11 protein-coding genes are annotated in these 14,356 nt (G+C 62.1%); 4 read left to right on the top strand and 7 right to left on the bottom strand.

The window, feature by feature from the left end; genetic code table 11:
- Positions 1-161: 161 nt before the first annotated feature.
- From K5658_RS00055 to K5658_RS00040, 4 genes are all read left to right on the top strand, one after another.
- Positions 162-1,754: an ABC-F family ATPase gene (locus K5658_RS00055; protein WP_221064964.1), complete on the top strand. Its 1,593-nt coding sequence runs from the start codon at positions 162-164 to the stop codon at positions 1,752-1,754.
- 186 nt (positions 1,755-1,940) lie between these two features.
- Entirely contained in the window at positions 1,941-2,957 is a 1,017-nt protein-coding gene (locus tag K5658_RS00050) for an NAD-dependent epimerase/dehydratase family protein (protein ID WP_221064963.1), read from the top strand.
- 29 nt (positions 2,958-2,986) lie between these two features.
- A complete protein-coding gene (locus K5658_RS00045; RefSeq protein WP_221064962.1) occupies positions 2,987-4,120 on the top strand; it encodes a Rieske 2Fe-2S domain-containing protein in 1,134 nt (377 codons plus the stop codon).
- Positions 4,121-4,229: 109 nt separating this feature from the next.
- Positions 4,230-5,804, top strand: a complete 1,575-nt coding sequence (locus K5658_RS00040; RefSeq protein ID WP_221064961.1) for an FAD-binding oxidoreductase — start codon at positions 4,230-4,232, stop codon at positions 5,802-5,804.
- A gap of 38 nt (positions 5,805-5,842) precedes the next feature.
- On the opposite strand, the gene K5658_RS00035 is transcribed toward K5658_RS00040, so the two are convergent.
- The 7 genes from K5658_RS00035 to dnaA form a co-directional block, all read right to left on the bottom strand.
- The gene (locus tag K5658_RS00035; protein ID WP_246628674.1) at positions 5,843-6,103 is read right to left on the bottom strand and encodes a hypothetical protein; all 261 of its coding nucleotides are present in this window, start codon (positions 6,101-6,103) and stop codon (positions 5,843-5,845) included.
- Between the two features lie 110 nt (positions 6,104-6,213).
- On the bottom strand, positions 6,214-7,578 hold the full coding sequence (gene acpA, locus K5658_RS00030; protein ID WP_221064960.1) for an acid phosphatase: 1,365 nt from the start codon (positions 7,576-7,578) through the stop codon (positions 6,214-6,216).
- Positions 7,579-7,581: 3 nt separating this feature from the next.
- Positions 7,582-8,142: a protoglobin domain-containing protein gene (locus K5658_RS00025; protein ID WP_221064959.1), complete on the bottom strand. Its 561-nt coding sequence runs from the start codon at positions 8,140-8,142 to the stop codon at positions 7,582-7,584.
- A gap of 110 nt (positions 8,143-8,252) precedes the next feature.
- Positions 8,253-10,673 carry a DNA topoisomerase (ATP-hydrolyzing) subunit B gene (gyrB, locus tag K5658_RS00020; RefSeq protein WP_221064958.1) on the bottom strand — a complete coding sequence of 807 codons (2,421 nt, stop codon included), beginning with the start codon at positions 10,671-10,673 and terminating at the stop codon, positions 8,253-8,255.
- 8 nt (positions 10,674-10,681) lie between these two features.
- A complete protein-coding gene (gene recF, locus K5658_RS00015) occupies positions 10,682-11,758 on the bottom strand; it encodes a DNA replication/repair protein RecF (RefSeq protein ID WP_221064957.1) in 1,077 nt (358 codons plus the stop codon).
- 136 nt (positions 11,759-11,894) lie between these two features.
- Positions 11,895-12,995: a DNA polymerase III subunit beta gene (gene dnaN / locus K5658_RS00010; protein ID WP_221064956.1), complete on the bottom strand. Its 1,101-nt coding sequence runs from the start codon at positions 12,993-12,995 to the stop codon at positions 11,895-11,897.
- A 23-nt stretch (positions 12,996-13,018) separates the two neighbouring features.
- A complete protein-coding gene (dnaA, locus tag K5658_RS00005; protein ID WP_221064955.1) occupies positions 13,019-14,356 on the bottom strand; it encodes a chromosomal replication initiator protein DnaA in 1,338 nt (445 codons plus the stop codon).

The raw sequence follows: 14,356 nt of genomic DNA, 5'->3' as shown, positions 1-14,356 counted from the left end.
TTTTAACCCGGTCGCCGCCGCGGCGCGGCGGGTGTTCCCAAGCCTCCCTTGGCAGCGCCGGGCCGCCGGGCGCATCGTCCAGGCTGGTTTGGCGGGCGACCCAGGTTAAGATAGGCGCTTTTCGCGGTTTCCCTTTCACCCTCCCCAATCCCGGAACTCCCTTGTTAACCACAGCGAACCTCACCATCCAATTCGGGGCCAAGCCCCTGTTCGAGAACGTCTCCGTCAAATTCGGCGACGGCAACCGCTACGGCCTGATCGGGGCCAACGGCTGCGGCAAATCGACCCTGATGAAAATCCTGGGCGGCGATTTGGAACCCACCTCCGGCAATGTCTCGCTCGATGCGCACGAGCGCCTGGGCAAACTGCGCCAGGATCAATTCGGTTTCGAGGAATACACCGTCATCGATACCGTACTGATGGGCCATGGCGAACTCTGGCGGGTCAAGGCCGAGCGCGAACGGCTGTACTCGCTGCCCGAGATGAGCGAAGACGAGGGCATGCGGGTCGCCGACCTGGAAATCCTGTTCGCCGAACTCGACGGCTACACCGCCGAATCCCGCGCCGGGGAATTGCTCCTGGGCGTCGGCATCCCGCTGGAACAGCACTACGGTTTGATGGGCGCGGTCGCCCCCGGCTGGAAGCTGCGGGTGCTGCTGGCCCAGGCCTTGTTTTCCGATCCCGATATCCTGTTGCTGGACGAACCCACCAACAACCTCGACATCAACACCATCCGCTGGTTGGAAAACGTGCTGAACGACCGCAATAGCACCATGGTCATCATTTCCCACGACCGCCATTTCCTCAACAGCGTCTGCACCCATATCGCCGACCTCGATTACGGCGAACTGCGGGTCTATCCCGGCAACTACGACGATTACATGATCGCCTCGACCCAGGCGCGGGAACGCCTCCTGGCCGACAACGCCAAGAAGAAGGCCCAGATCGCCGAATTGCAGACCTTCGTCAGCCGGTTCTCGGCCAATGCCTCCAAGGCCAAGCAAGCCACTTCCCGCGCCCGCCAGATCGACAAGATCAAGCTGGACGAAGTGAAACCGTCCAGCCGGGTCAATCCCTTCATCCGTTTCAACCAGAAGAAGAAGCTGTATCGCTTGGCGCTGGAGGTGAAGGATTTGGCCCAGGGCTATGGCGCGGAACCCTTGTTCCAGGGCTTGGATTTGATGGTGGAAGTCGGCGAGCGGGTGGCGGTGATCGGTCCCAACGGCATCGGCAAAACCACCTTGCTGCGGAGTTTGGTCGGCGAACTGCCGCCGGACCGGGGCACGGTGAAATGGTCGGAAAACGTAAGCTTGGCCTATTTCGCCCAGGACCACGCGGCGGATTTTTCCACCGACATGAGCCTGTTCGACTGGATGGACCAATGGAAACAGGAAGGCGACGACGAACAATCGGTGCGGGCCACCTTGGGCCGCTTGCTGTTCTCGCAGGACGAGATCAAGAAGCCGGTGCGGGTGCTGTCGGGCGGCGAGCAGGGCCGGATGTTGTTCGGCAAGCTGATGCTGCAACAGGCCAATGTGATGGTGATGGACGAACCCACCAACCATCTCGACATGGAATCCATCGAATCGCTGAACACCGCCTTGGAGCAATATCCCGGCACCTTGATCTTCGTCAGCCACGACCGCGAATTCGTGTCCTCGTTGGCGACCCGGATCATCGAACTGACCCCGCAGGGCGTCGTCAACTACAGCGGGAATTATGAGGATTATTTGACCAGCCAGGGTGTGCAATAGCCGGGAATCGTTAGAATGGCCCGCCATGGCCCGGACTTAGCCCGGATTCCACCGGGTTCCATCCGGGGTTGCGCGGAAATAGCGGCTTGAAGCCGTTGCGATACCCTGTAGACCCTCATCCGCCTGTTTTAGACCCGCTATGAAAGCCAAACCCGCCTGTTTCCTCCTGAATCCCGGAGCGAATCCATGACCGCCGGTATCAACCTCGTCACCGGGGCCACCGGCCATCTCGGGGCCAACCTGGTCCGCCGCCTGCTCGAACAAGGCGAAAGCGTCCGGGTGATGCTGCGCGCCGGGCGCGACAACGGTGCCTTGGACGGTCTGGACGTGGAACGCGTCCAGGCCGATTTGCGCGATGCTTCCGCCGTGGCGCAAGCCGTGCGGGGCTGCGCCCGCGTCTACCATTGCGCCGCCCTGGTCTCGACCATCGAGGGCGACGCCGCCCATAAGCGCGAGATCTACGACACCAATGTCGGCGGCACCCGCCATATCCTCGCGGCGGCGCGGGAACATGGCGTCGAAAAAGTGGTGGTGTCGGGTTCTTTAAGCGCCACCGGCTACGAACCCGACCGCGCCAGCCACGAGGACATGCCGTTCTATCCCTTCGAGCGCCATCTGCCCTACGGTTTCACCAAGCACCTGACCGAACACGAATGCCTCAAGGCCCATGCCGACGGGCTGAACGTGGTGGTCGCCACTTCCTGCGCCATCATCGGCCCGCACGATTATGTGCCCTCGCGCATGGGCCGGGTGTTGGTCGATTTCGCCCATGGCCAATTAAGGGCTTACATCCCCGGTGGTTTCGAGTTCGTCTCGGCCTGGGATGTCGCCGAAGGCCATCTCCTCGCCATGCGCCAGGGCCGTTCCGGGCAGAAATACATCTTCAGCACCGCCTATGCCTCGGTGGATGATTTGCTCGGCCTGTTCCGCGAGGTCACGGGCCGTCCCCTGCCCAGGTTAAAACTGCCGCCACAGGTGATGGCCGCCGTGGCCGAGGTGGCGGATAAAACCTGGTTCCGCCTCTTCCCCAACCAGCCCCGCCGCTTCACCCCGGCGGCGGTGCGCCTCCTGACCCTGCGCCGCCAAGCCGGTCACGACAAGGCCCGGCGCGAACTGGGCTACCAGCCCACCGGATTGCGCCCGGCGGTCGAGGCCGCCTATCAAGACTTCGTGCGCCGTGGCGTGATCGTCCCGGCCCAGTAACCCCGAAAATCCCAGCCCCGGAGCCCGATATGAGTCCTGCCCAGACCCAAAGCCCACCTCCCGTCTTCACCGACGCCAAAACCACCCGCCAAAAAGCCCGCTCCGCCGGTTTGGACCCCGACCGCTGGTACGTGGTGGAATACGACAAGGCGGTCAAGAAGGGCCAAGTCAAGGAAGTGGTGTTCTGGAACAATTCCATCGCCCTCTACCGCGACGAGGAAGGCCAACTCAACGCCGTGCAGAACCGCTGCCCGCACCGCCATCTCAAACTCACCCATGGCGTGGTGGACAAATGCCATCTGCGCTGCGTCTACCACGGCTGGGCCTTCGACCGCGAGGGCAAACTGGTGGATTATTCCCACGATAGTTTCGGCAAGCCCTTAATCAAAACCCAATTGCGGACCTATCCGGTGCGGGTGCGCTATGGCCTGATTTGGCTATTCCCCGGCGATCCGGCCTTGGCCGAGGTCCATAAAATCCCCGAGATTCCCGAATTGAGCGGCGATAACCCCTGGGCGTCGTTCGCGGCGGATTTCACCTGGAAAACCCATCATTCCATGGTGATCGATAATATTTGCGATTTCGCCCATGCCTTCTTGCACCGCAAATACCGTCCGTTTATCGATGCCAAGCTGACCCATCACGAGGCTGACGAGGACCGGGTCTATTTGACCTATGATGCCTATATGGCGGGGGGCAGGGTTTCCGGTATCTTCGTGGACCGCAACCGGGTCAATACCCAGTCCATCGAGCTGTGCTATCAATATCCCTATCAATGGACCAATACCGGCGATAGCATCAAGAACTGGTCGTTCATGTTGCCCATCAACGACCGGACCACGCGGGCGTTTTTCCTGTTCTATTTCGACGCGGTGACGATTCCCTTCCTCTCGGTGAAAACCCCGAAATGGTTGACCCAGACGGTCTTGAATATCGCCAAGCCCCTGGTATTCAAGCCCATCCTGCTGGAGGATGGCGTGGCTTTGGAGGCCGAGCAACTGGGTTATGAGGAACATTGGGATGCCCCGCCCATCGAATTGAATCCGGTGGTGCCGCTGTTCCAGAAACTCACCGCCCGTAAATGGGAAGAATATCTGGCCCGCAAAGCCGGCGGTCAAAGTCCGGCCCAACCGACCGAAGACGGAGCGCAAGCTGCCGCCTAAAACCCGTGGCTTCCTAAGCTCCGCTTGCCGTAAATCGACGGCTAAAACCATACCGCTGACTCCCAATCTTCCGGGGTCGGCGGTATCTTTTTATGTGAGAAAAATAACAATGATAAAACCCGGCGATCTGTTCGAGCATATCCTGACCCATTATCGCGGTATTTTCGCCACACTATTCCTCTTGCCGATTTCGGCGGTTTACGGGGCTTATTCCACGCTCCGTGCCCAAATCGCCTTCCGCCGCAACAGCGCCCCGGCCCGGCACGATGCCCGTGTCCAGGCCGTTATCGCCCAAGTCGAAGCTTGGAAACAAGACGGCTGCAAGGAAAAACTCACCACCGGGCGCTCCGGCTGGAAAACCATGAGCGAATTGGTGCCGAAATATAAGCTGACCCATCGCAAGATCGATGTCGGGCTGTACGATATTCTGGAAATAGACGAGGCGCGGGCCGTGGTCCGGGTCGAGCCTCTGGCGAGTATGGGCCAGATTTCCCGCAGTTTGATCGCCAAGGGCTGGACCCTGGCCGTGGTGCCGGAATTGGATGATTTAACGGTGGGCGGTTTGATTATGGGCTTCGGGGTGGAAACCAGCAGCCATAAATATGGCTTATTCCAGCATATTTGCGAATCCTTCGAGATCGTCACGGCGGAAGGCAAGCTGTTGAAATGCGGCCCGGTCGAGAATAGCGAGCTGTATTATCAAATCCCGTGGAGCCATGGCACCCTGGGATTCTTGGTCGCCGTCGAACTCAGGATCGTCCGGGCCAAGCCCTATATCCGCCTGCATTATCAGCCGGTCTATAGCTTGGACGAAATGGTCGAGGTGTTCGAGCAAGCTTCCCGCGATACCGTGAATAACGATTTCGTCGAGGGGCTGGTTTATAGCGGCGGGACGGCGGTGATTATGCGTGGGCAGTTCGCCGACGAACTGGGCTCCGACGGAGCGTTCAATTCCATGGGCTGTTATATGCGGCCCTGGTTTTATAAGCATGTCCAGACCTATCTCGAAGCCCGTAGATCCGGCGTCGAATATCTACCGTTGCGTGATTATTTCCACCGCCATACCCGCAGTTATTTCTGGGCCATGGAGGAAATCATTCCATTCGCCCACCATCCCGTGTTCCGGTATCTCTTGGGTTGGGCCTTGCCGCCCCGGATCGAATTGTTGAAATATACCGAAACCCGTACCACCCAGCGTCTACGCGAGCGCTACCATGTGATCCAGGATATGTTGGTGCCGATCCGCTATCTCAAGGAATCCATCCGCTATTTCGACGGGCATTTCCAGATTTATCCCTTGTGGCTGTCGCCGATGGCGATCAAGGAGAATCCTGGGAAGCAAGGGTTTATCCAGCCCTTGAAGATGGCGGATGGTACGGTGGACGAAATGTATGTGGATATCGGCGCTTATGGCACGCCGGGGATCGGTAAGGCGTTCGATAGTGCCGTGGCCTTGCCCGCGTTGGAGCAATTCGTCATCGCGCATCGAGGGTATCAAGCCCTGTATGCGCGGACCTGCATGAGCCGGGAGGATTTCCGCGCCATGTTCGACCACACCGGCTACGATGCCCTGCGGGAACGCCTGCCTTACTGCCGGGAGGCGTTCGACGATGTCTATGACAAGGTTTCGGCCAGAGGCCGGGTGTCGCCGGTCGAGATGCGCGAGTTGGAAAGGCAGGCGTAGCGGCCCGCGATCCCGCCGAAGCCCGCGCGGCTTTGGCTTCAATGCCAATGTCCGCCGTGCCAGCCGCCGCCGCCACCGTGCCAGCCATAGCCGCCCCGCCAGCCATAACCCCAGCGCGGGCCGTAATAAGGCCGGTAATAGCCCCGGTAGCCGTAATAGGGTGCCGCATAGCCGTAGGAAAAGCCGTAGCCATAGCGTGGATAGACCGGATAGGCGCGGTAATAACCGGGATAGGAGTAGGCGCATCCCTGCATCGCCAAGGCTATCCCTAGCAAGAGCGCGAGCAATAGACGTTTCATGCCGGACCTCGCTGGCTCCCATCGGGGAGCCGGGTGTGCCGCGAACCGCCGCGGCGTTTAGCTGAGCATAGGCCGGATGGGCTGAATGCGGGCTTAACCGGGCATTCGGGCTACCAGCCCAAAGCCTTGGACAAGCTCTGGGCCTGGGCGTCGCGTTCCCCGAGCGGGGCCAGCCCGAAGCGGGTTTCGATCAGCTTGAGGATGGAGGTGGTGTCGTAGACCGTGGAGTCCACATGGCCGCGTTTGGCGAAGGGCGACACGATCAGGGCCGGGATGCGGCTGCCCGGCCCCCAGCGGTCGAGTTTGGGCGGCGGCACATGGTCCCAGAAGCCGCCGTATTCGTCGTAGGTGACGACGACCAGGGTCCGGGGCCAGGACTTGCTGTGTTCGATCCTGCCCAGGATATCGGCGATATGCCGCTCGCCGGACAGGAGGTCGGCGTAACCCGGATGTTCGTTCAGGCCACCGATGGGCTTGTAGAACGCCACGGCGGGGAGTTGGCCGTGTTCGATGGCGGCGAGGAAATCGGCCCCGTCCTTGAGGTGTTCGGCCCGGTCCCGCGTGCCCTCGGCATAGCGCTGGAAATAGGCGTAGGGCTGGTGGTGGAACTGGAAACCGGGATCGGCCCGGCCCGCCACGGCATCGTTCCAACCGCCCGCGTACCAGGCCCAGGAAATGTGCCGATCGGACAGGCGGTCGCCCAGGGTGGGCTGGGTGAGGGGCGGGAGCAGCTTGCGCGGGTCGATGGCGGCGGGATGCGGGCCTTGCGCCGGGAACACCGTGTTGACCGCGTAGCCATCGGGGCTGAACGTCCCATCCTTGACCAAACCGCCTTGATCGTCGAGGCGGGCCAGCATCGCCGGCGGCGGGTCGGGATGGCGCGGAGTGCAGGCGCAGGCCAGCCACAGATGGTTGAGGAACGAACCCCCGAACGCGGCCTGGAAGAAATGGTCCGCCAGGGTATAGCGCCGGGCGTATTGCCAAAGCGGCAGCTTGGAGCCGTCGTAATAGCCCATGGCCAGCCCGCCCGCGTCGGAGATGGCGGCGAAGCGGTCCATGCGCCCGCCATTGATTTGTTGCTGGTGCTGGTAGAAGCGGTGGACCAGATCGCCGGTCCTCTGGTCCGCTGGCACATGGCGCCCGATATCGAAGGGCTGGTTGGGCAAATCGGCGGGAAAGCGCCCGTCGTGGACGGGCGGTTTGTGTTCGGTGTTGACGACCGGCGGCAGGGTGTCGTAAACGCGGCCCTGGAGGTCGGTTTGCCGGGTGGCCTGGGGCGGGGCTTGCGCGATGCCCGCCGCGCCGGGGAACAGGCCGTAGAGGTTGTCGAAGCTGTGGTTTTCCAGATAGATCACCACGATATGGTCGATCCGGGCCAAGCCCCGGGCCGGACCGGGTTTGCCCGCCGCCGTCCAGGATGGGAGCGACAGGAGCGCGGCCAGCAGGGCGCAAGCGGGGCGGGGTGGCCTGGGCATGGGTCAGCGGTAGGCGGCGGCGAGGTTGTCGAACAGCTTGCGGCTCATCCCGGTGATTTTCAGGAACTTCTCCAATTCTTCCGCCAGCGAGGAGGATTGATAGGACTCCTGCATGATGAACAGGCAGAAACCCAGGATCGAATTCAAGGCGCCCATGGCCTGCCTGTAGCGGTCGATGTTGTCGCGGTGGATTTCCCCGACCAGTTCGATCAATTGCTCGGTGATCAGCACGATGCCCCCGGCCATGAATTCCACCGGCAGCTTCACCCGTACATGGACATCGCCCACCCGGTACATGGCCGCGGTGAAACTGTCGTCGTAAGGGCCGTCGAACAGGCTCCGCAACCAACGGACGTGGGTGCGCTTGAGGTCGTCGACGCGGCCTTCCAGCACGGGGCGGGCTTGCGGGATTGCTTGCAGCTTGGTGTAGAAGTGGTCCGTCACTTCGCCCAGGCGGGGGGAGACCGCCAGGCCCAGTTCCCGGAGGATGGCTTCCTTGTCCGGGGTGAGGGCCGAGAAGGCTTTGGCGTATTCGGTGAGCGCCGAGAACTTTCGTGTTGGCATGGCTATTTTCTCTGGGGTGATCGTTGTTATGGATGGCGGGAAGGGAAAATAGCAAAAATGCCGTGGGGGCGGAATTCCGCCGGGCCATGGGCGGCCCGGCGGGACGGGGTTCAAATATCCAGGTTCGTCACTTCCAGGGCGTTCTTCTCGATGAAATCGCGCCGGGGTTCGACCTGGTCGCCCATCAGGGTGGTGAAGATTTGGTCGGCGGCGATGCCGTCCTCGATCTTCACCTGCAACAAGCGGCGGCTGTTGGCGTCGAGGGTGGTCTCGAACAATTGCTCGGGGTTCATCTCGCCCAGGCCTTTGTAGCGCTGGATATGCTGGCCGCGCTTGGCCTCGGTCATCATCCAGTCGAAAACGGCTTTGAAATTGGCGACATGGGCTTTCTTCTCGTCCGCCGCGACGAAGCTGTCCGGGCCGAACAAATCCGCCGTGATCTGGCCGAAGGCCGCGAGTTTTTTGTAATCGGCGGAATTGAAAAAGCCGGCGCCGAGTTCGATGGCCTTGTAGACGCCGTGCAGGCGCTTCTTGATCGAGGCATGGAATTCGCCGCCGCCGGAGCGCAGGTCGATCTCGAAACTGGCCCCCGGTTCCGCCCGGTTGAGCCGCGCTCGCAGGTGGTCGAACCACGCCGCGCGGCGGGCCTCGTCGGCCATCGTGTCGGCGTCCAGGGCGGGCAGTTCGGCCAGCAGGTCGAGCAGGGTGGCGTCGTAGCGGTGGGCCAGCCGTTGCGCCACGCCCCGCGCCGCCAGATAGTCGCGGGCCAGTTGTTCGAGGCCCGGACCCTGGATCGGCGGGGTCTGGGGGTTGGGGTGCAGGCGGGTTTTTTCCAGCGCGAGTTGCAGCAGGTAGTGGTTCAACTCGGTGTCGTCCTTGACGTATTGCTCCTGCTTGCCCTTCTTGACCTTGTACAGCGGCGGCTGGGCGATATAGATATGGCCGCGCTCGATCAACTCCGGCATCTGCCGGTAGAAGAAGGTCAGCAGCAGGGTGCGGATATGCGAGCCGTCCACGTCGGCGTCGGTCATGATGATGATGCGGTGGTAGCGCAGCTTGTTGGGGTCGTATTCCTCGCGCCCGATGCCGCAGCCCAGGGCGGTGATGAGCGTCCCGACTTCTTCCGAGGAAATCATCCGGTCGAAGCGCGCCCGTTCCACGTTGAGGATTTTGCCCTTGAGCGGCAGGATGGCCTGGGTGCGGCGGTCGCGGCCTTGTTTGGCGCTGCCGCCGGCGGAATCGCCTTCGACCAGGAACAGTTCCGACAGCGCCGGGTCTTTTTCCTGGCAATCGGCCAGCTTGCCGGGCAGGCCCGCGATATCGAGGGCGGTCTTGCGCCGGGTCATTTCGCGGGCTTTGCGGGCGGCTTCGCGGGCGCGGGCGGCCTCGATCATCTTGTTGGCGATGAGCTTGCCGGTGGTGGGCTGTTCCAGCAGGAACTCCTGGAATTTCTCGCCCATGGCGGCTTCCACCACCGGCTTCACCTCGGACGACACCAGCTTGTCCTTGGTCTGCGAGGAGAACTTGGGGTCGGGCACCTTCACCGACAGCACGGCGGTCAAACCTTCGCGGGCGTCGTCGCCGGTGGTGTCCACCTTCTGCTTTTTCAGCAAGCCCTGTTCTTCGATGTACTGGTTCAGGGTGCGGGTGAGGGCGGCGCGGAAACCGGCCAGATGGGTGCCGCCATCGCGCTGCGGGATGTTGTTGGTGAAGCAGAAGATGTTTTCCTGGTAGGAATCGTTCCATTGCAGGGCGGCTTCCACGGTGATGCCGTCCTTCTCGGCCAGGAAGTGGAACACCTTCTCGAACAGCGGGGTTTTGTTCTTGTTGAGATGCTCGACGAAGGCGCGGATGCCGCCCTCGAATTCGAAGGTGTCGCTTTTGCCGCTGCGCTCGTCCTCCAGGACGATGCGGACGCCGGAATTCAGGAACGACAGTTCCCGGAGGCGCTTGGCCAGGATGTCGTAATGGAACTCGATATGGGTGAAGGTCTGGTCGCTGGGCTTGAAGCGGAGCCGGGTGCCGGTGTCGCTGGATTCGCCGAACTCGGCCAGGGGCGCTTGCGGTTCGCCGTGGCGGTATTCCTGGCGGTATTTCTTGCCGCCGCGGTGGATTTCCAGGGTCAGGAGTTCCGATAGCGCGTTCACCACCGACACGCCCACGCCGTGCAGGCCGCCCGAGACCTTGTAGGAATTCTGGTTGAACTTCCCGCCCGCGTGCAGCACGGTCATGATGACTTCCGCCGCCGAGCGGCCTTCCTCCTCGTGGATATCGACCGGGATGCCGCGGCCATCGTCGGTGACGGTGACGGATTCGTCGGCGTGGATGATGACGCGGATGTTCTTGCAATAGCCCGCCAGGGCTTCGTCGATGGCGTTATCGACCACCTCGAACACCATGTGGTGGAGCCCGGTGCCGTCGTCGGTGTCGCCGATGTACATGCCGGGGCGCTTGCGGACGGCGTCCAGCCCTTTCAAAACCTGGATGGAAGTACTGTCGTAATCGTGGGCGGGTTGGGTGGCTGTGTTCATGGGGTCTGTCATGCTTGAATTACCTGTCCGCCCGCGATATGGAACAGGGCGGCGTCTGGGTCCAGGGCGGTTTCGATGGTTGGGGTCGCGGTGGTGGTGATGAAATATTGGGTCCGTCCCTCGCGCAGGAAGCCGAGCAGGTTTTTTTTGTTGTCCTCGTCCAGTTCGGAGGCCACGTCGTCGATCAGGACGCAGCCTGCGGCACCCGCCCGCTCTTCCAGCAGCCGGGCTTGGGCCAGCAGCAGGGCGTAGACCAATAGCTTCATCTGGCCACGGGAGAGGTAGGCCTTGACCGGGCGGCCCTGGAGCGCGATGGAAAAATCCCCCTTATGGGGGCCGGACTGGGTATGCCCATGGCGGAGGTCGTGGGGGATATCCTGTTCCAGTAGTTTTTCCAGGGGATTTGCGGTGTCCCAACCCGCTTGAGTGTGCAATTGGAAAACCAGCCCCTTGAAAAAGCGTTGTGCCGTGTCTTGGAAGAAGGGTTCGAGCCGTTCCGCGTAAAGGCGGCGCGTTTCACCCACTATTGTACCGTACCGCGCCGCTTCATGGGTCCATGGGGCCAGTTCCCGCACCCGTTTTTCCCGCAAAAGCGCGTTGCGCTGGCCCAAAGCCTTGGTATAGCGCCGCCAGTGGCCGAGATAGGCCGGGTCTTCATGGAACGCGCCGAAATCGAGGAATTGGCGGCGGGTTTTGGGCGGGCCTTCGAGCAGGGTGGCGCTGCCGGGCTGGATCGCCAGTACCGGGAAGGCCCGGAGCAATTCGGCGCTGGATTGTAGGGTACGGCCATCCAGGTGGATGTCGCGCAGGCCGTTGCGGGCGATGCGGAGGCCGATGGGCAGGGGCGGGGCCGCGTCCGCCGCGACTTGGCCCACCACGGTCAGCGCGGGCTGGTCGAAGCGGATGATCTGGTTGGGCTGCGAAGTGCGGAAGGAACGCGCCCGGCCCAAAAGATAGATGGCCTCCAGCAGCGAAGTCTTGCCGCTGGCGTTGGGACCGACCAGGAAATTGAGGCGGGGGGTGGGCAGGAGCGTGGCCGCTGGGATGTTGCGGATGTCCTGGGCTTCGAGTTTGAGGAGGCTCACGCGGCGTTGGCGCGATGATCGCTCCCACGCTCGGCGTGGGAATGCGGGTTAGCCCGCTCGCGCGGGCCGTGGCGGGACGCGGAGCGCCCAGGATGAGATTCCCACGCCGGGCGCGGGAACGCGGCGGCAACCCGGTTCACAGCCGCATCGGCATCACGATGAACTTGAAATGGCTGTCCTCGCAATCCTCGATCAAGCAGCTATTGGCCGCCTCGGTGAACGACAGCCGGACCTGGGCCGAACCCACGTTGTTGATGGCATCCAACAGATAGGCCGCGTTGAAGCCCACCGACAGCCCGCTGCCTTCCAATTGGATCGGCACCCGCTCCTCGGCTTCCTCGTGTTCGGGATTCTGCGCCTTCAGGGACATCACCGCTTCCTCGTCCACTTCCATGCTGATGCTCTTGTACTTCTCGTTGGACAGCACCGACACACGGGTCAAGGCCCCTTTGAACACATCCTTGTCGATCAACATGATACGGGCCAGGTCGCGTGGCATCACCCGCTGGAAATCGGGGAAGCGGCCCTCGATCAGCTTGGCGGCGAAGCTGACCGCGCCCAGGTTCACCCGCACGGTGTTGGGGGCGATCTGCACCGTCACCGTCTCCGCGCCTTCGCCCAGCAAACGGGCCAGTTCCAAGACGCCCTTGCGCGGGATGATGATTTGCCGCCCCTGGCCCTCGATCTCCAGGACTTCCTCGAACACCGCCAGCCGGTGCCCGTCCGAGGCCACGGTGCGCAGCGTGCGGCCATCCACATCCAGCAACAAGCCGTTGAGGTAATAGCGCACGTCCTGCTGGGCCATGGCGAAGGTGGTTTTTTCCAACGCCCGGCGCAGGGTGGCGGCGGGCACGGCGACTTCCAACTCGGTGGTGCCGGTGTCGAACTCCGGGTAGTTGTCGGCGGGCAGGGTCGCCAGGTTGAACTTGCTGCTGCCGCAGCGGATGGCGAAGCGCTCGTCCTTGCAATCCACGTTGATGGCGCTTTTGTCCGGCAACAAGCGGCAGATATCCAGCAGCTTGCGGGCCGGGACCGTGATCGCGCCGTCCTCGCCGCTTTCCACGGTGGTGCGGGTGATCAATTGCACTTCCAGGTCGGTGCCGGTCAGTTCCAACTGGCCGTCGCTGAGTTTCAGCAGCACGTTGGACAGGATCGGCAGGGTTTGGCGTTTCTCGATGACGCCGATGACCTGTTGCAGCGGGGTGAGCAGGGTTTCACGCGCTATGGTGAATTTCATGGTGGATGCCGGGGTGGGTTGGTTTAAGCGGAGAGGGTGCGGAGGAGGATGCTGTAATCCTCGGCGAACTTATTATCGCAGGCCCTGAGTTCCTCGCTCTTGCGGCAGGCGTGCAGGACCGTGGTGTGGTCGCGGCCACCGAACATCTGGCCGATTTCCGGGAGGCTGTGGTTGGTCAGTTCCTTGGCCAGGGCCATCGCCATCTGCCGGGGGCGGCTCAGATTGCGGGTGCGCTTGTTCGACAGGAGGTCCGAGACCCGGATTTTGTAATACTCGGCCACGGTGCGCTGGATGTTGTCCACGTTGATGAGCCGGTCCTGCAAGGCGATCAAATCCCGGAGCGCGTCCTTGGCGAATTCCATGGTGATGGGCTTGCCGGTGAAATGCGAATTGGCCATCACCCGCCGCAACGCGCCTTCCAGTTCGCGGATATTGGAACGGATGCGCTTGCCGATGAAAAACGCCACTTCGTCCGAGAGTTCCACGCCCAGGTTCACCGCCTTGCTCTTGAGGATGGCGACGCGGGTTTCGAGGTCGGGCGGTTCGATGGCGACCGGCAGGCCCCAGCCGAAACGGGACTTCAAACGCTCTTCCAGACCCTTGATTTCCTTGGGATAGCGGTCGCAGGTCAGCACGACCTGGTGCTTGTTTTCCAGCAAGGTGTTGAAGGTGTGGAAGAACTCTTCCTGCGAGCGCTCTTTCCCGGCGAAGAATTGGATATCGTCGATCAGCAAGGCATCGACGGTGCGGTAATAATCCTTGAACGCCCCGATGGCATTGTGTTGCAGCGCCTTCACCATGTCCGACACGAAGCGCTCGGAGTGGAGATAAACCACCTGGGCCGAAGGATTGGCCCTGAGGATTTCGTTGCCGATGGCATGGATCAAATGGGTCTTGCCCAGGCCCACGCCGCCATAGATGAACAAGGGGTTATAGGCCCGCCCGACGTTCTGCGCCACCTGGACCGAGGCGGCGCGGGCCAGTTGGTTGGATTTGCCCTCGACGAAGCTGTCGAAGGTGAAGCCGGTATTGAGGTTGTGCGGCAGGCTTTTCTTGGCGCCTTGGGTTTTTTTCGAGGCGGAGGCCGGGGAAGGGGCGGGCGCGGCGCTATCGGCGCTTTTGCGGGAGCCGATTTCCAGGATCAGGCTGGGCGCGGGTTGGAGTTTCTGCGCGGCCAGCACTTCCTCGATCTTGCCGATGAAATGCTGCTTCACCCAGTCCAGCACGAAGCGGTTCGGGGCCAGGAGCCTGAGTTCGGCTCCTTCTTCCACCGCCTGCAAGGGCCGTATCCAGGTATTGAATTGCTGGGGCGGCAGTTCGCCTTCCAGCTTGGCGATGCACTGGGTCCAAAGGGCGCTCAT

The organism is Methylomagnum ishizawai, from assembly GCF_019670005.1.
Classification (GTDB): domain Bacteria; phylum Pseudomonadota; class Gammaproteobacteria; order Methylococcales; family Methylococcaceae; genus Methylomagnum; species Methylomagnum ishizawai.
This window is presented reverse-complemented; position numbering and strand designations above follow the sequence as displayed.

What these genes read in the sequence shown, in the direction of transcription:
- K5658_RS00050 (WP_221064963.1), top strand. Translation starts at nt 1,941, where the DNA reads ATGACCGCCGGTATCAACCTCGTCACCGGGGCCACCGGCCATCTCGGG.
- K5658_RS00045 (WP_221064962.1), top strand. Translation starts at nt 2,987, where the DNA reads ATGAGTCCTGCCCAGACCCAAAGCCCACCTCCCGTCTTCACCGACGCC.
- K5658_RS00040 (WP_221064961.1), top strand. Translation starts at nt 4,230, where the DNA reads ATGATAAAACCCGGCGATCTGTTCGAGCATATCCTGACCCATTATCGC.
- K5658_RS00035 (WP_246628674.1), bottom strand. Translation starts at nt 6,103, where the DNA reads ATGAAACGTCTATTGCTCGCGCTCTTGCTAGGGATAGCCTTGGCGATG.
- acpA (WP_221064960.1), bottom strand. Translation starts at nt 7,578, where the DNA reads ATGCCCAGGCCACCCCGCCCCGCTTGCGCCCTGCTGGCCGCGCTCCTG.
- K5658_RS00025 (WP_221064959.1), bottom strand. Translation starts at nt 8,142, where the DNA reads ATGCCAACACGAAAGTTCTCGGCGCTCACCGAATACGCCAAAGCCTTC.
- gyrB (WP_221064958.1), bottom strand. Translation starts at nt 10,673, where the DNA reads ATGAACACAGCCACCCAACCCGCCCACGATTACGACAGTACTTCCATC.
- dnaN (WP_221064956.1), bottom strand. Translation starts at nt 12,995, where the DNA reads ATGAAATTCACCATAGCGCGTGAAACCCTGCTCACCCCGCTGCAACAG.
- dnaA (WP_221064955.1), bottom strand. Translation starts at nt 14,356, where the DNA reads ATGAGCGCCCTTTGGACCCAGTGCATCGCCAAGCTGGAAGGCGAACTG.